Source organism: Streptomyces sp. NPDC054794 (assembly GCF_053611585.1).
In genome coordinates, this window is the sequence record NZ_JBSHAQ010000039.1 from 31,076 (window position 1) to 50,295 (window position 19,220).

The following is a 19,220-nucleotide window of genomic DNA, read 5'->3' on the forward strand; positions in this document are numbered from 1 at the left end:
CGCGACTCCGCGCCACACAAGGCCCGTAACGCCGGAAGGCCCGTACAACCGGAAGGCCCGTACAACAGGCCCGTTCAGCAGGAAGGAAACGACTCGCGCATGGCTTTCGAACCGCCGCAGCGCCTCATCAGGGCACTCGGTGAGACGGCACCCAAGGGTGACGACTGGTTGGAGAAGCTGCCCGAGGCGGTGCGGCAGGCCGTCGCGCTGCGCGAGTTGACCGTGGAGCGGGTTCAGGTGCCGGGCGGGCGCAGCAGCCTGGTCGTGCTGGTGCGGCGGGCCGACGGGACCCCGGCCGTGCTGAAACTGGCACCGCCGCGGGCCCGGCCGGAGAGCGAGCGGGCCGCGCTCACGCGCTGGGAGGGCCTGGGCGCCGTACAGCTGCTGGAGTCCGACGCCCCGACCGAGGGCGTCCTGCTGCTCGAACGGCTGCACCCGGACGTGTCCGTGCGCTCGCTGCCGGAGGCGAAGGCGCTGCTGGAGGCCGCGGGGACGCTGCGGCGGCTGTGGGTGGAGCCGTCCGCCGACGACACCGCCCACCGCTTCGAGACCGTCGCCGAGCGGACCGGGCGGCAGGCGGCGGCGATGCGGGCGGGCGCCGAGACCGACCCCGAGGCGGCACCGCTGGTGGACGCGGCGCTCGCGGCCCGCGAGGAACTGCTGGCCGCGCCGCCCGAGCACCGGCTGCTGCACGGCACGTTCCGGCAGAGCAAGGTGCTCGCCGGGGAGCGGATGCCCTGGCTGGCGGTGGGTCCGGACCCGGTGGTCGGCGAGTGCGCCTTCGACCTGGCGCGGCTGGTGCGCGACCGGGTGGAGGACCTGATCGCCTCGCCGTCGGGCGCCTCGACCACCCGGCGGCGGGTGAAGCGCCTGGCCGAGTCCCTGGACGTGGACCAGGAACGGCTGCGCGGCTGGACCCTGTTCCGGGCGGTGGAGTCCGGTGTACGGGCCCGCCGCGTCGGCCGCGAAAAGGACGCGGAACTACTGCTGGAGTTCGCGAGCTGGCTCTGAGGCCCGTCCGTCGGACAGGACAGGACAGGACAGGCCAGGAGCCGCCAGGACGGGCCTGGGCCGGAGTCACGACCGAGGGCTGTCGCCCGTCAGGACGGCGAAGGCCGTTCCCCTCGCGCCGGCGCTGTCTCGCGTCGTGCGGTCGGGGAACGGCCCGCGGTTCACGCCGTCATGAGGGGGTCACGCCGTCAGGCGGGCGATCGCCTCGTCCACGGTCAGCTCCTCGCGCTCACCGGTCTTGCGGTCCTTGAGCTCCAGGACGCCCTCGGCGGAGCGGCGGCCGGCCACCAGGATCTGCGGTACGCCGATGAGCTCGGCGTCGGTGAACTTCACGCCGGGGGAGACGCCGGCCCGGTCGTCGACCAGGACGCGCAGCCCGGCGGCGCGCAGCTTCTCGGAGACATCGAGGGCCAGTTCGGTCTGGAGGGCCTTGCCCGCGGCGACGACGTGCACATCGGCCGGGGCGACCTCGCGGGGCCACACCAGGCCCTTGTCGTCGGCGGTCTGCTCGGCGAGGGCGGCGACCGCACGGGAGACGCCGATGCCGTACGAGCCCATGGTGACGCGGACCGGCTTGCCCTGCTGGCCGAGCACGTCGAGCTTGAGGGCGTCGGCGTACTTGCGGCCCAGCTGGAAGATGTGGCCGATCTCGATGGCGCGGTCCAGCTTCAGTCCGGTGCCGCACTTCGGGCAGGGGTCGCCCTCCTGGACCACCACGACGTCGACGTACTGGTCGACCTCGAAGTCACGGCCCGCGACGACGTTCTTCGCGTGCATGCCCTCCTTGTTGGCACCGGTGATCCAGGAGGTGCCGGGAGCCACGCGCGGGTCGGCGATGTACGTGACCTTCTCCAGGCCCTGCGGACCGACGTAGCCGCGGACCAGGTCGGGACGGGCGGCGAAGTCGGTCTCGGTGACCAGCTCGACGGTGGCCGGAGCGAAGTGCGCCTCGACCTTGTCCATGTCGACCTCGCGGTCGCCGGGCACGCCCACGGCGACGATCTCGCCGTCGACCTTGACGAGGAGGTTCTTCAGGGTGGCGGAGGCCGGGACGCCGAGGTGGGCGGCGAGGGTCTCGATGGTCGGGGTGTCCGGGGTCGGGATCTCCTCGGCCGCGGGCACACCGGCGGCGTCCACCGGCTTCAGCTCGTAGGTGATCGCCTCGGTGTTCGCCGCGAAGTCGCAGTTCGGGCAGTCCGCGAAGGTGTCCTCGCCGGCCTCGGCCGGGGCGAGGAACTCCTCGGACTTGGAGCCGCCCATGGCGCCGGCGGTGGCGGCGCAGATGCGGTAGTCGAGGCCGAGGCGCTCGAAGATGCGCTGGTACGCCTCACGGTGCAGGGCGTAGGAGGCGCCGAGACCCTCGTCGTCCAGGTCGAAGGAGTACGAGTCCTTCATCTGGAACTCGCGGCCGCGCAGGATGCCGGCGCGGGGGCGGGCCTCGTCACGGAACTTGGTCTGGATCTGGTAGAGGATCACGGGCAGGTCCTTGTAGGACGTGCACTGGTCCTTGACCAGGAGGGTGAAGATCTCCTCGTGGGTGGGGCCGAGGAGGTAGTCGCCGCCCCTGCGGTCCTTGAGCCGGAACAGCTCCTGGCCGTACTCGTCCCAGCGGCCGGTCGCCTCGTACGGCTCGCGCGGCAGGAGGGCGGGGAGCAGCACCTCCTGGGCGCCGATGGCGTCCATCTCCTCGCGGACGATCCGCTCCACGTTGGAGAAGACCTTCTTGCCGAGGGGCAGCCAGCTCCAGATGCCGGCCGCGGTGCGGCGGACGTAACCGGCGCGGACGAGGAGCTTGTGGCTGAGGACCTCGGCGTCCGCCGGGTCGTCGCGCAACGTCTTGGCCATCAACTGGGACATGCGCTGGACCGGTGCGTTCGCCATGGTTCTCGTACTCCTGCCGGGAAAGGTTGATGGCTAGGAGGTTAGCCGGGCTCGCTGTGCCGGTGGAAATCGGTTAAAGCATGTCCTGGCGGCGGCGCAGCGGGAGCGGGGCGCCCATGACGGCGTACGGCTTGGGGGCGCTGGGGAACAGGACCTGGCGGGCCAGGTCCTGGTAGCCCAGGGAGTGGTACAGGCCGCGGGCGGGGCTGTCGGTGTCGATCGCGGAGAGGATCGAGCGGGGTTCGGACGCGCTGTCGGTGATGATCGTGATCAGGGCGCGGCCGATGCCGCGGTTCTGGTAGCGCGGGTGGACGTGCAGCTCGGTGATGACGAAGGAGTCGTCGAGCCACTGGTCGTGTCCCTGGGCGCGCAGGTACGGCTCGACGACGGTGGACCACCAGTGGGTGCGGTCGTTGGGCATGCCGTAGACGAATCCGGCCAGGCTGCCGTCGTGGGTGATGGCGCCGAGGGCGCGGGCGCCCGGGTAGGTCATGTGCCGCAGCACGATCTGGCGGCGCACGGCGACCTCGTCGGCGCCGAGCCCGAAGGCGACGGCCTGCACCGCGAGGGCCTCGTCGACCCGCGCCGACAGGTCGAGGGGGCCGATCACGATGTCGTCGGGTTGGCGGTGGCCATGACCGTGACCGGGAAAGCGCAGCATGCGGGGAGACTACAGGGCTGGCCCAGGGCTCAGAACAGAGCTGCGAGGCGCGACTGGAACGGCACGCTCGTCCGCGCCGGCACGGCGACCGGGAACGGCGCGCTCGGGCGAACCCGCCGGGCTCCCTAGAACAGCACGCTCATGAAGGCGCCGACCTCGCGGAAGCCCACACGGTGGTACGTCCTGCGCGCCGCCGTGTTGAAGTCGTTGACGTACAGGCTCACCATCGGGGCGACATCGGCCAGCGCGTAGCGCAGCACCGCCGCCATCGCGGGCGCCGCGAGCCCCCTGCCCCGGTACTCGGGTGCCATCCACACGCCCTGGATCTGGCAGGCCTGGGCCGTCGCCGCGCCGATCTCCGCCTTGAAGACGACCTTGCCGTTCTCGTCGATGCGGGCGAAGGAACGGCCCGAGCCGACGAGTTCGGCGACGCGGGCCTGGTAGAGCAGCCCGCCGTCACCGGCGAGCGGCGAGATGCCCACCTCCTCGGTGAACATCGCCACGCACGCCGGCATGATCGTCTCCATCTCGTCCTTGCGGATGCGACGGACGTAGGGATCCGGGGCGATGTCGGCGGGCATGCGGTCGGTGACCATGAGCGGCTGCTGGCCGCGGACCTCGCGGGCCGGGCCCCAGTGCGGTTCCAGCAGGCGCCACAGCACGGAGGTGGGCTCGGCGGGGCCGACGATGGAGGAGCAGCGGCGGCCGGCCCTGCGCGCGCGGTCCGCGAAGGCCCGTACGGCTCGGGGGGTGGCGCAGATGGGGACGAGGTTGGCCCCCGCGTAGCACAGGGACGTGAGCATGCCGTCCTCGTACCAGCCCCACATCTCGCCGCCGAGCCGCCACGGGTCGAGGCCCGCGACCTGGACCCGGGACGTCACGAAGGCATTCACGACGGGCTCGCGGTCGAGGACCGCGAGCGCCGCGTCCAGGTCGCTCGGTTCGAGCACCCGTGAGGTGGTCTGGGTCAACACGTGCGGGGCCTCACCCTGAGGTTCTGCTGATCTCCGCACTATAGCTGCGCTGCTTTGGCGGTGCGCTTTTGAGCTCGGGGGTTCCGGATCGCGGGCGGCTGCCACGCCGTCCGTGGCTGGTCGCGCCCACGCGGCGGAGCCGCATATCGGTACAGCCCCGCGCCCCTTTGGGGCGCTCAGCCCGCCACCGAGATGGACGGTTCACCGGAGGCCACGCCCTCCGCCTCCATCTTCTCGGCGAGCTTCATGGCCTCCTCGATGAGGGTCTCCACGATCTTGGACTCGGGGACGGTCTTGATGACCTCGCCTTTGACGAAGATCTGGCCCTTGCCGTTGCCGGAGGCGACGCCGAGGTCGGCCTCGCGGGCCTCGCCGGGGCCGTTCACCACACAGCCCATGACGGCGACGCGGAGCGGGACCTCCATGCCGGTGAGGCCGACGGTGACCTCCTCGGCCAGCTTGTAGACGTCGACCTGGGCGCGGCCGCAGGACGGGCAGGAGACGATCTCCAGGCCGCGCTGCTTGAGGTTCAGGGACTCCAGGATCTGGTTGCCGACCTTGACCTCCTCGACGGGAGGCGCGGACAGGGACACGCGGATGGTGTCGCCGATGCCCTGGGAGAGGAGCGCGCCGAAGGCGACGGCCGACTTGATCGTGCCCTGGAAGGCCGGGCCGGCCTCGGTGACGCCGAGGTGGAGCGGGTAGTCGCACTGGGCGGCGAGCTGCCGGTACGCCTCGATCATCACGACCGGGTCGTTGTGCTTCACGGAGATCTTGATGTCCCGGAAGTCGTGCTCCTCGAAGAGGGACGCCTCCCACAGCGCCGACTCGACGAGGGCCTCCGGGGTCGCCTTGCCGTACTTCTGCAGCAGACGCCGGTCCAGGGAGCCCGCGTTCACACCGATGCGGATCGGCGTGCCGTGGTCCTTCGCCGCCTTGGCGATCTCCTTGACCTTGTCGTCAAACTGCTTGATGTTGCCCGGGTTCACACGGACGGCCGCGCAGCCCGCCTCGATCGCGGCGAACACGTACTTCGGCTGGAAGTGGATGTCCGCGATCACCGGGATCTGCGACTTGCGCGCGATCGTCGCCAGCGCGTCGGCGTCGTCCTGCGTCGGACAGGCCACGCGAACGATCTGGCAGCCGGACGCGGTCAGCTCGGCGATCTGCTGGAGCGTGGCGCCGATGTCGGACGTACGGGTCGTCGTCATCGACTGCACCGACACCGGCGCGTCCCCGCCGACCGCCACGGACCCGACCATGATCTGCCGGCTCTTGCGGCGCTCGGCGAGCTTGGTCGGAACGGACGGCATGCCGAGAGAAATCGCAGTCATCTGCTGTGCAACCCCAAGTCGTGGATCAAGGTCCGGTCCCGTGACCGGCGGGCTCCAGGGTTCGAGATTACGGCACTGGCCGAGGCCCGGGCACATCCCACCCGGTTGGGCCCACCCAATGGGAGGCGGCCCGGAGCTCAGGGTTCCGGGCCGCCTCGAACGTGATGTGGCTAGGAGATTTTCACCGGGTTAACCACGTCGGCGATCAGCACCAGGATCGTGAAGCAGATGAAGATCCCGGCCACCACGTAGGCCACCGGCATCAGCTTCGCCACGTCGAACGGACCGGGGTCCGGGCGGCGCAGCACCTGCGCGAGCCGGCGGCGCAGCGACTCCCACAGGGCGCCCGCGATGTGCCCGCCGTCGAGCGGGAGCAGCGGGAGCATGTTGAAGAGGAACAGGGACAGGTTGAAGCCCGCGACCAGCATCAGGGCCATGGCCAGCTGCTGGGTGGGCGGGATGTCGAGCGTGAAGATCTCGCCGCCGACCCGGGCCGCGCCGACCACGCCCATCGGCGAGTCGGGCTGGCGCGGGGCGCCGTCGAAGGCCGCGTTCCACAGGGCCGGGATCTTGCCGGGCAGGCTCGCGATGGAGTCGACGGCCTCGCCGAGCCGGTCGCCCATCCAGGTCACGGACTGGCCGAAGTCCTGGCGGACGATGCCGGTGGCGGCGCTGAAGCCGAGGAAGCCGGCGTAGGTGTAGCCGTTGACGAGCTGCCCGTGGGAGTCCTTCTTCGCGACCTTGTTCCGCACGAGCTTGGCGTGCAGGGTCACCTCCTGACCCCCCCGCTCGACGACCATGGAGACGTTCTTGTCCGGGTTGGCCCGGATCAGGTCGGAGAGCTGGTTCCAGCTCTCGGTCTTCACCCCGTTGAAGGAGACGATCTTGTCGCCCGCCTTGAGTCCCGCGGCGGCGGCCGGGGAGACCGGGTCGGTCTTCTTGCAGGTGTCGCGCTTCTCGGTCTGCGAGATCACGCACTGGGAGACCGAGCTGACGCTGGTGGTCTGTTGCGAGATGCCGAAGCCCATGAGGACCGTGAGGAACAGCGCGACCGCGAGGATCAGGTTCATGAAGGGGCCCGCGAACATCACGATGACCCGCTTCCACGGCTTGCGCGTGTAGAAGAGGCGGGTCTCGTCGCCCGGCTGGAGCTCCTCGAACGCCGCCGAACGGGCGTCCTCGATCATGCTGCGCCAGGGCGAGGTGGACCGCGCGGTGATCCGCCCGTCCTCGCCCGGCGGGAACATGCCGATCATCCGGATGTAGCCGCCGGCCGGGATCGCCTTGATCCCGTACTCCGTCTCGCCCTTCTTGCGCGACCAGATGGTGGGCCCGAAGCCGACCATGTACTGCGGCACGCGAATGCCGAAGAGCTTGGCGGTGGACAGATGCCCCAGCTCGTGCCAGGCAATCGAGACCAGCAGGCCGACCACGAAGACGACTATGCCGAGGATCATCATCAAGGCTGTCATGCACGCGCCTCCGCGGTCGCCGTGTGCGCTGTCAGTTCCCGGGCCCGGGCTCGTGCCCAGGTCTCCGCTTCGAGGACGTCCGACACCGTGAACGAGGTTCCCGTACGCGGCATGCCGTGCTCCTCGACCACCCGTGTGACGGTCTCCATGATCCCGTTGAAGGGCAGGGCACCGCTACGGAACGCCTCGACGCACTCCTCGTTCGCCGCGTTGAACACCGCGGGGGCCGTGCCCCCGAGCTCCCCCACGTGCCGGGCGAGGTTCACCGAGGGGAAGGCCTCGTTGTCGAGCGGGAAGAACTCCCAGGTCGACGCCGTGCTCCAGTCGAAGGCGGGCGCCGCGTCCGGGATGCGCTCGGGCCAGCCCAGACCGATGGCGATCGGCCCGCGCATGTCGGGGGGCGTCGCCTGGGCGAGCGTGGATCCGTCGGTGAACTCAACCATCGAGTGGACATACGACTGCGGGTGCACGACGACCTCAATGCGATCGAAGGGAATGTCGTACAGCAGGTGCGCCTCGATGACCTCCAGGCCCTTGTTCACGAGGGTCGCGGAGTTGATCGTGATCACCGGGCCCATGGCCCAGGTGGGGTGCGCCAGGGCGTCCTCGACCGTCACGTCGGCCAGCTGCGCCTTCGTACGGCCGCGGAAGGGGCCGCCGGAGGCGGTGACGACCAGCTTGCGCACATCGGCCCGGGTCCCGGCGGCCAGCGCCTGGAAGAGCGCGGCGTGCTCGGAGTCGACCGGGATGATCTGGCCGGGCTTGGCGAGCTCCTTGACCAGCGGGCCGCCGACGATGAGCGACTCCTTGTTGGCGAGCGCGAGGGTGCGACCCGCCTCCAGGGCGGCGAGGGTCGGGGCGAGGCCGATCGAGCCGGTGATGCCGTTCAGGACGGTGTGGGAGTCGGACGCGGCCACCTGGGTGGCGGCGTCCGCTCCGGCGAGGATCTCGGGGAGCGGCTCACCGGGGCCGTACTGCGCGGAGAGCGCCTCGCGCAGGGCCGGTACGACGTCCTCGCGGGCGACCGCGACGGTCCGCACCCGCAGTCGGTACGCCTGCTCGGCGAGGAGGGCGACCCGTCCGCCGTTGGCGGAGAGGGCGGTGACCCGGAAGCGGTCGGGGTTGCGCAGCACGAGATCGATGGCCTGGGTGCCGATGGACCCGGTGGAACCGAGGATCACCACGTCCTTGGGGCCGTCGCCCGCTAGGGGGTCGTAGACGAGGTGCGGGTCGGCGAGGGGTGCTGGACTGTCGCTCATCCCTCCATTGTTGCCGCAACCGGCACCGGGAAGGACAGCGAGTCCCTCGGCCGGGTGCCTTATCAGTTCTTGGTGGCGCATGGAGCGAAATCCCCGTTGTGAAACTGCGGTGAAGATCGTGTGATAACACTTCAGTCCTGGCCGGGCGGACGACCGGCCGTGGGACGACATCCTGGGGGGATTTCTCCATGCGCAAGCCGCGGATTCGCACCGCGCTGCCCGCTCTCGCGGGCGCCGCCCTGCTCACGGGCACCGTGCTCAGCACTCCGGCCGAGGCCGCCGGTGGCGTGACGATCTACCACGTCTGGTTCGACAGCCCCGGCTCGGACAACCGCTCCAACACGAGCCTGAACGGCGAGTGGGTGCAGATCAAGAACACCAGTCGCTCGGCGATCTCCGTCAACGGGTGGATCCTGAAGGACGCCTCGAACCACAAGTACGTCTTCCCGAACGTCAAGATCGGTGCGGGGAAGTACATGCGGATCCGCACCGGCAAGGGCACGGACACCGCGTCGAACAAGTACCAGAACCGCCGTGCCTACGTGTGGAACAACACCAGCGACACGGCCACGCTGACCAAGGCGAGCGGCGCCAAGGTCGACTCCTGTTCCTGGACGACGCGGGATCCGAGCGACAAGTACTGCTGAGCTACCTGATCGGGCGGTGCACGTTCTCCCGCTGTGACGGTCCGGGGGTCGCGTCGGCGATCCACGGGCCGTCCCCGGACGGGTCGACGATCCCCTGCTCCAGCCACTCGTAGGCCCCGCCGAGGACCCCCTTGACCACCTTGCGGTCGAGGTCGTCGGTGTTGGTCCACAGCCGCGCGAACAGCTCGTCGACCCGGATGCGGGCCTGGCGGCAGAACGCGTCGGCGAGCTGGTAGGCCTCGCGGCCGTGGTCGCCGCGGCCGCGCAGGTGCTCGGCCCGCACGCAGGCCGCGCTCATCGCGAACAGCTCGGCGCCGATGTCCACGATCCGGCCGAGGAAGCCCTGCTTGGTCTCCATCCGGCCCTGCCAGCGGGACATGGCGTAGAAGGTGGAGCGGGCGAGCTTGCGGGCGTGCCGCTCGACGTAGCGCAGGTGCCCGGAGAGGTCGACCTCACGCTTGAACTGGCTGTACGAGACGGGCAGTTGCCCGGGGCCCGCGACCAGCTTCGGCAGCCACTTGGCGTAGAAGACGCCGGCGTTCGCGCCCGCCTTGGCCTTGTCCGACAGGGACTTGTCGGGGTCGATGAGGTCACCGGCGACCGAGAGGTGGGCGTCGACGGCCTCGCGCGCGATCAGCAGGTGCATGATCTCGGTGGAGCCCTCGAAGATGCGATTGATCCGCAGGTCGCGCAGCAACTGCTCGGCCGGGACCGCCCGCTCGCCGCGGGCCGCCAGCGACTCGGCGGTCTCGAACCCGCGCCCGCCGCGGATCTGGACCAGCTCGTCGGCCATCAGCCAGGCCATCTCGGAGCCGTAGAGCTTGGCGAGGGCGGCCTCGATGCGGATGTCGTTGCGGTTCTCGTCCGCCATCTGCGAGGACAGGTCGAGCACGGCCTCCAGCGCGAAGGTGGTGGCGGCGATGAAGCTGATCTTCGAGCCGACCGCCTCGTGCAACGCGACCGGCTTGCCCCACTGCTCGCGCACCGCCGACCACTCGCGGGCGATCTTCAGGCACCACTTGCCCGAGCCCACGCACATCGCGGGCAGCGACAGCCGGCCGGTGTTCAGGGTGGTCAGGGCGATCTTCAGACCCGCGCCCTCGGGGCCGATCCGGTTGGCGGCCGGGACCCGGACCTGGTGGAACCGGGTGACGCCGTTCTCGATGCCGCGCAGGCCCATGAAGGCGTTGCGGTTCTCGACCGTGATGCCCTCCGAGCCGGCCTCGACGACGAACGCCGTGATGCCGCCCTTGTGCCCCTCGGACTTCGGCACCCGCGCCATGACGACGAGGAGATCGGCGACGACGCCGTTGGTCGTCCAGAGCTTCACGCCGTCGAGGACGTAGTCGTCCCCGTCCGGGACGGCGGTGGTGGCCAGCCGGGCCGGGTCGGAGCCGACGTCCGGCTCGGTGAGCAGGAACGCCGAGATGTCGGTGCGGGCGCAGCGCGGCAGGAAGGTGTCCTTCTGCTCCTGGGTGCCGAAGATCTTCAGCGGCTGCGGTACGCCGATCGACTGATGGGCGGAGAGCAGGGCGCCGATCGCCGGGCTGGCGGAGCCCGCCAGGGCGAGGGCCTTGTTGTAGTACACCTGGGTGAGGCCGAGGCCGCCGTACTTGGTGTCGATCTTCATGCCGAGCGCGCCGAGCTCCTTGAGCCCGTCGATGACCTCGTCCGGGATCCGCGCGTCGCGCTCGATGCGGGCCGAGTCGATCTGCGTCTCGCAGAAGTCGCGCAGTTTGGCGAGGAATTCCTCGCCGCGCTGGACGGCGTCGTCGTCCGGCAGCGGATGGGGATGGATGAGGTCGAGCCGGAGGCGGCCGAGGAACAGTTCCTTGGCGAAGCTGGGCTTGCGCCAGTCCTGTTCCCGGGCGGCCTCCGCCACCTGGCGGGCCTCCCGCTCAGTGACCGTGGGTTTGCTGGTGGGGGCGGACATGAGGCTCACCTCGCCGCGAAGAGGGATGTTGAGGACCGTTCGTTACCGACCAGTTGCTACTGGATCGTTGGTACCCGAAACGGGGCGCCCCCACCAGTCCTCGCGCGATCGTTGGGTGCCGGTCTCAGCCGATCGCGACGGAGCGGGACATCGGTTCCGGGCGCCCGGAACCGTGGAAAACCTCGGTTCCGGACTCGATCCCGAGGACGCACGTGTCCCGGCCGAGCGGATTGCGCCGAACGAGTGCCTGGATGAAGTCGTCCGGGTTCAGCGCGGCGGCGGCCGACCTGGGCCCTGGGCGAGCGGGCGGAGCTCGCCTCGACGTCCCCCTGTCCGCCCTCGGTCGCTGGGGCGTGGCGGGACCGGTGGCGGGGGAGCCCGGCCCCTACGAGCTGCCGGCCGGCGCATCCGGCGAGGACGTGCGGCCGCGGACGACGGTGGCCCCCGACGGCGAGCCCGCGATGCCGCGCCCGCTCCTGCTCCGCGGCCTGGACGCGGCCGCCTTCGACGAGCGGTCCGGCATCGCTCCGGTGGGCCGTACGAAGCTGTCGGCAGACGCGGTGACGCCGGCGGACGGTGACTTGGTGACGGCCGTCCTGACCCGCTGCGGCTCGCGCGTGTCGGCTTCTCCGGTTGAGGGTCCGGGCGAGGTCGGCGGACAGAAGGGGCCCGGCACCGGAAGGCAACGGTGCCGGGCCCCTTCGGGGAACCTATATGGAAATGGTTCCCATCAACTAGAGGGCGAGGCCGGTGAGGACCAGCACGCGCTCGTAGGTGTAGTCGTCCATCGCGAACTTGACGCCCTCACGGCCGACGCCGGACTGCTTGGCGCCGCCGTACGGCATCTGGTCGGCGCGGTAGGAGGGCACGTCGCCGATGACCACGCCGCCGACCTCCAGCACGCGGTGGGCGCGGAAGGCGACCTGGAGGTCGTGGGTGAACACGCCCGCCTGGAGGCCGTACTTGGAGGAGTTGACGGCGGCGAAGGCCTCGGCCTCGCCGTCCACCTTCTGCACGGTGAGGACAGGTCCGAAGATCTCCTCGCAGGCGACGTTGGTGTCGGCCGGTACGTCGGTGAGGACGGTCGGCGCGTAGGAGGCGCCGTCGCGGTCACCGCCGGTGAGCAGGGTGGCGCCGGCCTCGACGGCCTCCTTCACCCAGGACTCGACGCGCTCGGCGGCGGCCTCGCTGACCAGCGGGCCGACGTCGGTCTTGTCGTCGGACGGGTCGCCGGTGGCCTGGGCCTCGACGGCGGCGACGATCCGCGGCAGCAGACGGTCGTAGACGGAGGCGTCCGCGATCACGCGCTGCACGGAGATGCAGGACTGGCCGCCCTGGTAGTTCGAGAAGGTCGCGATGCGGGTCGCGGCCCAGTCCAGGTCCGCGTCGCTCGCGAAGTCGCCGAGGACGACGGCCGCGCCGTTGCCGCCCAGCTCCAGGGTGCAGTGCTTGCGCGGCACCGAGTCCATGATCGCGTAGCCGACCTTCTCGGATCCGGTGAAGGAGATGACCGGCAGGCGCTCGTCCTGGACCAGCGCGGGCATCTTCTCGTTGGCGACCGGGAGGATCGACCAGGAGCCGACGGGCAGCTCGGTCTCGGCGAGCAGGTCACCGATGATCAGGCCGGACAGCGGGGTCGCGGGCGCCGGCTTCAGGATGATCGGGGCACCGGCGGCGATGGCCGGGGCGACCTTGTGGGCGCACAGGTTCAGCGGGAAGTTGAACGGCGCGATGCCGAGGACGACGCCCTTCGGGAAGCGGCGGGTCAGCGCGAGGCGGCCCTGGCCGCCGAGGTCGGTGTCGAGGCGCTGGGCCTCGCCGCCGTTGAACCGCCGGGCCTCCTCGGCCGCGAACCGGAACACGGACACCGCGCGGCCGACCTCGCCGCGGGCCCACTTGATCGGCTTGCCGTTCTCGGCGGAGATCAGCTGGGCGATCTCCTCGGTGCGCTCGACCAGACGCTTGCTGACGTGGTCCAGGGCGGCGGCGCGCACGTGCGCCGGGGTGGCGGCGAACTCGTCCCGCACGGCGTACGCGGCGGCCACGGCCTCCTCGACCTGGGCGTCCGTCGGCACGCTGACCTTGCCGACCAGTCGCCCGTCCCACGGGGAGGTGACGTCGAAGGTGTCCTCGCCGGTGACCTGGCGGCCGGCGAGCCAGAAGGCGTGGGTGGCCCCCACATTGTTTTTCTGGGGCATGTGCGAGTCCCGGCCCTTCCGCGTTGAGGGAGTTCTGCTGCTGTCTCATCCACGGTAGGACGGACGCGCGCGAGGGTCGTTTGTCCGAGTCGGAGAAGTGAACACCGGAGGCACGCCGCTTTGTCCTACGCGGCGGGCCGGAAGAGGCCGACTCGGGCGAGGCCGGTCCGGAAGAGGCCTCAGTCCGCCGACGTCGCCTTCAGGGCCAGCCAGAGTTCCATCCGGACGTCCGGGTCGTCCAGGGACCGCGCGAGGATCTCCTCGACCCGGCGCATCCGGTACCGCAGCGTGTGCCGGTGCACCCCCAGATCGGCCGCCGCCGCGTCCCACTGCCCGTGCCGGGACAGCCACGCCCGCAGCGAGGCCACCAGGTCACCCCGTCCGGTCGCGTCGTGCTCGTACAGCGGCCTGAGCAGCCCGTCGGCGAACGCCTTCACCGCGTCGTCCGCCAGCAGCGGCACCACGGACCCGGCCGCCAGCTGCTCGTGCTCCACGAGCACCCGGCCCCGCCGCCGGGCCACCGACAGCGCCTGCTCGGCCTGCTTGTAGGCCGCCGCCGCGGCGATCGGCCCCACCGGCGCCGACAGCCCCACGACCAGCTCGTCCTCCTCCGTCGCGCCCTGCTCGGGTACGGACCGTGCCGCCTCCAGCGCGCTCGCGTAGTCGGCACAGGCGGCGGCCGCCGCACCGCCGTCGGCGGCCAGCACCACCAGCCGCTCCCCCTCCGGCACCACCAGCACGGCCTCCCCGGCCCGCGCCGCGGCCGACTCCACGATCTCCGCGAGGCCGCCCAGCGGGTCGCCGCCCGCGTCGGCAGCGGCCACCGCGGGGGACGGACTCGGCTTGGCCCCGTGCACCTGCGCGTGCGCGTCGGCGTGCGCCCGCGCGGCCGACGCGGACACCGACTCGGCCACGATCATCCGGAAGGGCGCGTCGAGCAGCCCGCCGTACAGGTCCCCGGCGACGGCCCGCGCGTGGTCCGGCTCCCCGGCGAGCAGCATGCGCAGCACGGCAGCGCCGACCCGCTGCTCGGCGGCGTGCAGTGAACGGGAGCGCTCGGTGGTGAGCGTGAGGAGCGCGATGGCGGAGTGGACGGCGTACCGCTCGGCGGTGCCGAGGGCGGAGGCGGTGCCCACGGCGAGCGCCGCCCGCGGCCGCCGTCCGGTCCCCAGGGTGTGCAGTTCGACGCGGTCCTCGTTCTCCGGCCCGCCGACCACCGACGAGGCGGGCGCGGGCCGTTCCCGCAGCCGCTCGACGTCCGGGGTGATCCGGGCCGCCCTGCGGCCCGCCCAGTCCGGCGCGGTGGCCACCACGGCGCCCGAGGCGTCGTACAGGGCCGCCCAGCCGTTGACCTGCCCGGCGAGCGCGGCCAGGAGCCCCTCCGGGCCGGCGACCAGCGTCTGCTTGGTGAGCTCCCGCTGTGCGGCGAAACCGGCCGTCACCGCCCGGTACTGGTCGGCGGCGATGGCGGCGGACACCGCCTTGCTGATCGCGAGGAAGGGGGTGCGGCGCGGCACCTCCAGCAGGGGCAGCCCCTCCTGCTCGGCCGCGGCGACGAGGGCCTCGGGGATCTCGTCGTAGTTGACGCCGACCGCGAAGCCGAGCCCGACGACGCCCGCTCCGACGAGCCGCTTCACATAGCGGCTCATCGCCTCCGGATCCTCCGCGTCCAGCTTGAGCGCGGTGATCAGCAGCAGCTCCCCGCCCTCCATGTACGGGACCGGGTCGGCCAGTTCGCTGACGTGCGCCCAGCGGACGGGCACGTCCAGGCGCTCCTCGCCCGCGCGCACGGTGAGTTTGAGCGCGGAATGGTGGACGAGCGAGGCGAGCGTCGGGGGCATGTGGCCTTCAGGTCTGGGGAGATCGGGTGATCCTTGTGATCAATTGGCCGCCACGTATGAACAGCCTATGCCGATTCTGCCTCACCGTACGGTCCGGAGGGGACCGGATATTCAACCCTCGGCCACCCTCAGCCGCGGAGGTCCACCAGGAGCGGCGGCGCGTGCTCGCCCTTCACGTTCGTCAGCGAGAGCACCGCGTGCCCCGGCGCCACCCCGTGCGCCAGCTCGGACGCGGACCAGCGTTCCCGCTCGACCTGCCGGACGGTCACGGCCCGCGCGGTCGGCGCCTTACCGGTGATCACCCGGCGCAGCACGTGCACGGCCTTGCCCGCCGGGGTCTCGGCGATGATCTGCCGGTCGGTCACGTCCCGGGTCTCGGTCCACTCCTTGCCCCACACCTCGGCGAAGTCCTGCCCGTCCCACGGGGTGAGCCCGGACAGCGCCATCCGGCAGCCGGCGGCGCCGAGCAGCGGCCCGCGCAGCGGCCGGGGTACGTCGTCCAGGGTGCGCAGGGTGAGCACGGCGCCGGCGTTGGCCGACCGCAGCCGCTGGATCCCGCGCACGGCGTCCGGGGTGACGGCCCCCGTCGCGTCGTCCAGCACCAGGCAGGCGAACAGCGACCGGTCCTCCCGTACCGAGACGCTCGCCGTGAACTGGGCGAGCACCAGCCGGGCCAGGATCCGCGAGGCGTCGGCGTGCCCGCGCTCGGGCAGGTCGATGCGGACCCGGACGGGATGGTCGAGGGCCTTCAGCGAGAACGGCCGGGACTGCCCGGAGGTGTCGAAAAACCCGGCGAAGGCGGGCCGGTCGAGCAGCGCGATCCGGTCGGCCAGGACCGCGCCGATGTCTCCCGGATGCCCCATCTGCCGCTCCCGCGCGTCGAGTTCGCGCAGCAGCGAGTCCCGCCCGGTGTCCTGCAGCGCCTTGCGCAGCGCGGCCAGCGGGCCGGGCGTGCCGTCGAGGAGCTGCCGCAGCTCGGGTACCGAGGGGAAGCGGTCGTGGACCGCCCGGAACGGGCCGAGCAGCTGGGCCAGGACGGTGGTGGAGCGGCGGCTGTCGCTGCCGGGGTGCGGGTCGGCGAGGTCACCGACGAGGGCCTCGGCGAGTATGGCCGCGGCCTCGTCCGGGTCGGTGGTGCCGCCGTACAGGTCGAGGTCGTACACCGAGTCGGGGTGCGCGATCCGTACGACGACGTCGTACGCGTCGGCCGGGCCCACGCCCGCGCCCGCCGCGCCGACCACCACGACGGCGGCCCGTCCGGCGAGCGCGTGCAGGCACAGCGACTCGGCGAGCGGCCGCACGACCGTGCCCGTCTTGCCGGAGCCGGCCGGTCCGACGGCGAGCAGCGAGGTGCCGAGCAGCTCGGGGCCGAGGGCGAGGCCGGCGCCGCGGTAGTGGTACGGGTTGCGCGGATCGTCGGCGGTCGTGCCCAGCCGGACCTGGCCGGTGACCAGATCGTGCTGCGCGAGCCGGCCCGGCAGGTCGCGCTCGCCCGACGGGTGCAGACAGGCGGCGGCGCCGTCCTTCACCACGGCGGCGGTGAACGTGGCCAGACTGTGCCGCCCGCTGCGCACGCCCTGCCAGGCCCGCGCGATCCGCGCGTGATCGACGTCCCGCATGAGCCCGGTACGGGCCTCGGCGGCGAGCCGGTCGGCGGCGTCGTGGGCACCGGCGGCCCGCAGCTGCGGCCACTGGGCGGGGTCGTCCTCGGCCGGCGGGACGACCTCCCGCTCGGGCTTGTGGTCGAAGCGCGCGACGACGAAGCGCCGCCACACCTCGCCCCAGCGGCCCAGTCGCCCGACTCCGATCATGATCACGGCCGCGACGACCACGTACCAGACATAGCCGACGACCGCCGCGCGCGTGGACTGGGGCGGGGCCCACGAGTCGGGGATCATGGCGAAGAGCGGCAGAATCCACCAGCCGCCGAGATAGCCGTTGTAGAGCAGCGACCAGATCAGCCAGCCCACCAGGAACGCGATCAGCGCACCGCTCAGCAGCTGGCGCGTCGGGATCTGTTCGGGTTCCGCCTCCGGCCGCGGCTGGTAGCGGAACCGCCAGACCCCGGGCGCCGCCTGTGGCCGCGGGGCGCGCAGCCAGGTCAGGAACGTCGTACCGTCGGGCTTGGGCGGTGCCCCCGGCGGCACCGTCGGCATCGGCGGAACGGCGGAGCGTGCCCGCGGCACAGGATTCGCATGCGTACCCCGCGCGTCCCGCGTCCCGTCGCTGTCCATCGCCCTGCCCCCTGACCAGCCGTTCCCTGCACCGTCAGCGAGTCAATCTAATGCCCACGCAAGGGGAGTTCACCGCATACGCGGCCGAGAGAACCGCGCGGCTCGGAACTCGGCGTGGCCGCGGGCACCGGCCGATCGGCACCCCTCGCTATGTCCATCGCGGACAACGTCACTCTCCGACAACGCCCACATGGAGCATGCCCACCTCTCCTCACCGGCCCTAGCCTGCGAAGAAAGAAAGAAAGCGTCCGAAAACGCACCGCCCGGAACCGTCCGGGAACCGCCCGGTACGCAAGATCATCAGGGAGCCCCCATGACCGCACTTCCGCAGGAGCGCCGCGTCGTCACCGCCATCCCCGGCCCCAAGTCGCAGGAGCTGCAGGCCCGCCGCCTCGCCGCGGTCGCGCAGGGCGTGGGCTCCGTGCTGCCCGTGTTCACCGCGCGTGCCGGCGGCGGCATCATCGAGGACGTCGACGGCAACCGGCTGATCGACTTCGGCTCCGGCATCGCGGTGACCAGCGTCGGCGCCTCCGCCGAGGCCGTCGTACGCCGCGCGAGCGCCCAGCTGGCCGACTTCACCCACACGTGTTTCATGGTCACCCCGTACGAGGGCTACGTGGAGGTCGCCGAGGCCCTCGCCGAGCTCACCCCGGGTGACCACGCCAAGAAGTCCGCCCTGTTCAACTCGGGCGCCGAGGCCGTCGAGAACGCCGTCAAGATCGCCCGCGCGTACACCAAGCGCCAGGCGGTCGTCGTGTTCGACCACGGCTACCACGGCCGCACCAACCTGACCATGGCGCTGACCGCGAAGAACATGCCGTACAAGCACGGCTTCGGTCCGTTCGCCCCCGAGGTCTACCGCGTCCCGGTCGCCTACGCCTACCGCTGGCCGACCGGTCCGGAGAACGCGGGCCCCGAGGCCGCCAAGATGGCCATCGACCAGATCACCAAGCAGGTCGGTCCGGACAACGTGGCCGCGATCATCATCGAGCCGGTGCTCGGCGAGGGCGGCTTCATCGAGCCGGCCAAGGGCTTCCTGCCCGCGATCAGCGAGTTCGCCAAGGAAAACGGCATCGTCTTCGTCGCGGACGAGATCCAGTCCGGCTTCTGCCGCACCGGTCAGTGGTTCGCCTGTGAGGACGAGGGCATCGTCCCGGACCTGATCACCACCGCCAAGGGCATCGCGGGCGGTCTGCCGCTCGCCGCCGTGACCGGCCGCGCCGAGATCATGGACGCCGCGCACGCGGGCGGCCTCGGCGGCACCTACGGCGGCAACCCGGTCGCCTGCGCGGGTGCGCTCGGCGCGATCGAGACCATGAAGGAGCTCGACCTCAACGCCAAGGCGAAGAACATCGAGGCGATCATGAAGGCTCGCCTCACCGCCATGGCCGAGAAGTTCGACATCATCGGCGACGTCCGCGGCCGTGGCGCCATGATCGCCATCGAGCTGGTCAAGGACCGTACGACCAAGGAGCCAAACGCGGAGGCGACCGCCGCGCTGGCCAAGGCCTGCCACCAGGAGGGCCTGCTGGTCCTGACCTGTGGCACCTACGGCAACGTGCTGCGCTTCCTGCCCTCGCTGGTCATCGGCGAGGACCTGCTGAACGAGGGCCTGGACATCATCGAGCAGGCCTTCGCGCGCATCTGACGCACAGCGAACCCCCAGCTCAGGCACAGGGTTGACGCCACCTGAGCCCCACCCGCCCCAGTCCTTCGGAGCACCGCGCCTCCGGGGCCGGGGCGGCGAGCGTCAGGCCATGTGAAGAAGGTGTGCG

13 protein-coding genes are annotated in these 19,220 nt (G+C 71.5%); 3 read left to right on the forward strand and 10 right to left on the reverse strand.

Features of this window, described 5'->3' with window-relative positions; genetic code table 11:
- Positions 1-99: 99 nt before the first annotated feature.
- Positions 100-1,011: an aminoglycoside phosphotransferase family protein gene (locus ACWGKT_RS33020; protein ID WP_453276540.1), complete on the forward strand. Its 912-nt coding sequence runs from the start codon at positions 100-102 to the stop codon at positions 1,009-1,011.
- A 180-nt stretch (positions 1,012-1,191) separates the two neighbouring features.
- Here ACWGKT_RS33020 and ACWGKT_RS33025 read toward each other — a convergent pair whose 3' ends face one another.
- From ACWGKT_RS33025 to dxr, 6 genes are all read right to left on the reverse strand, one after another.
- Complete coding sequence (locus tag ACWGKT_RS33025; RefSeq protein ID WP_356155149.1) at positions 1,192-2,892, reverse strand: proline--tRNA ligase; 1,701 nt, start codon at positions 2,890-2,892, stop codon at positions 1,192-1,194.
- A gap of 73 nt (positions 2,893-2,965) precedes the next feature.
- Positions 2,966-3,553: a GNAT family N-acetyltransferase gene (locus ACWGKT_RS33030; protein WP_453276541.1), complete on the reverse strand. Its 588-nt coding sequence runs from the start codon at positions 3,551-3,553 to the stop codon at positions 2,966-2,968.
- Between the two features lie 125 nt (positions 3,554-3,678).
- Positions 3,679-4,527, reverse strand: coding sequence for a GNAT family N-acetyltransferase (locus ACWGKT_RS33035; protein ID WP_453276542.1), 849 nt, complete (start codon positions 4,525-4,527; stop codon positions 3,679-3,681).
- Positions 4,528-4,703: 176 nt separating this feature from the next.
- Positions 4,704-5,861, reverse strand: a complete 1,158-nt coding sequence (gene ispG / locus ACWGKT_RS33040) for a flavodoxin-dependent (E)-4-hydroxy-3-methylbut-2-enyl-diphosphate synthase (RefSeq protein WP_453276543.1) — start codon at positions 5,859-5,861, stop codon at positions 4,704-4,706.
- A gap of 170 nt (positions 5,862-6,031) precedes the next feature.
- Positions 6,032-7,321: a M50 family metallopeptidase gene (locus ACWGKT_RS33045; RefSeq protein WP_356159326.1), complete on the reverse strand. Its 1,290-nt coding sequence runs from the start codon at positions 7,319-7,321 to the stop codon at positions 6,032-6,034.
- Between the two features lie 8 nt (positions 7,322-7,329).
- Positions 7,330-8,592: a 1-deoxy-D-xylulose-5-phosphate reductoisomerase gene (gene dxr, locus ACWGKT_RS33050; protein ID WP_453276544.1), complete on the reverse strand. Its 1,263-nt coding sequence runs from the start codon at positions 8,590-8,592 to the stop codon at positions 7,330-7,332.
- A gap of 188 nt (positions 8,593-8,780) precedes the next feature.
- Between dxr and ACWGKT_RS33055 the strand changes: the two genes are divergently transcribed.
- Entirely contained in the window at positions 8,781-9,239 is a 459-nt protein-coding gene (locus ACWGKT_RS33055; RefSeq protein ID WP_453276545.1) for a lamin tail domain-containing protein, read from the forward strand.
- Between the two features lies 1 nt (position 9,240).
- Here ACWGKT_RS33055 and ACWGKT_RS33060 read toward each other — a convergent pair whose 3' ends face one another.
- The 4 genes from ACWGKT_RS33060 to ACWGKT_RS33075 form a co-directional block, all read right to left on the reverse strand.
- Positions 9,241-11,172 (reverse strand): acyl-CoA dehydrogenase family protein, encoded by a 1,932-nt coding sequence (locus tag ACWGKT_RS33060; RefSeq protein WP_356159314.1) that lies wholly within the window; start codon positions 11,170-11,172, stop codon positions 9,241-9,243.
- Positions 11,173-11,906: 734 nt separating this feature from the next.
- Positions 11,907-13,352 carry an aldehyde dehydrogenase family protein gene (locus ACWGKT_RS33065; protein ID WP_453276573.1) on the reverse strand — a complete coding sequence of 482 codons (1,446 nt, stop codon included), beginning with the start codon at positions 13,350-13,352 and terminating at the stop codon, positions 11,907-11,909.
- A 197-nt stretch (positions 13,353-13,549) separates the two neighbouring features.
- A complete protein-coding gene (locus ACWGKT_RS33070) occupies positions 13,550-15,211 on the reverse strand; it encodes a PucR family transcriptional regulator (protein ID WP_453276546.1) in 1,662 nt (553 codons plus the stop codon).
- 128 nt (positions 15,212-15,339) lie between these two features.
- A complete protein-coding gene (locus tag ACWGKT_RS33075; protein WP_356154197.1) occupies positions 15,340-17,445 on the reverse strand; it encodes an ATP-binding protein in 2,106 nt (701 codons plus the stop codon).
- A 313-nt stretch (positions 17,446-17,758) separates the two neighbouring features.
- Between ACWGKT_RS33075 and gabT the strand changes: the two genes are divergently transcribed.
- Entirely contained in the window at positions 17,759-19,093 is a 1,335-nt protein-coding gene (gabT, locus tag ACWGKT_RS33080; protein WP_356154200.1) for a 4-aminobutyrate--2-oxoglutarate transaminase, read from the forward strand.
- The last annotated feature ends 127 nt before the right edge of the window (positions 19,094-19,220 follow it).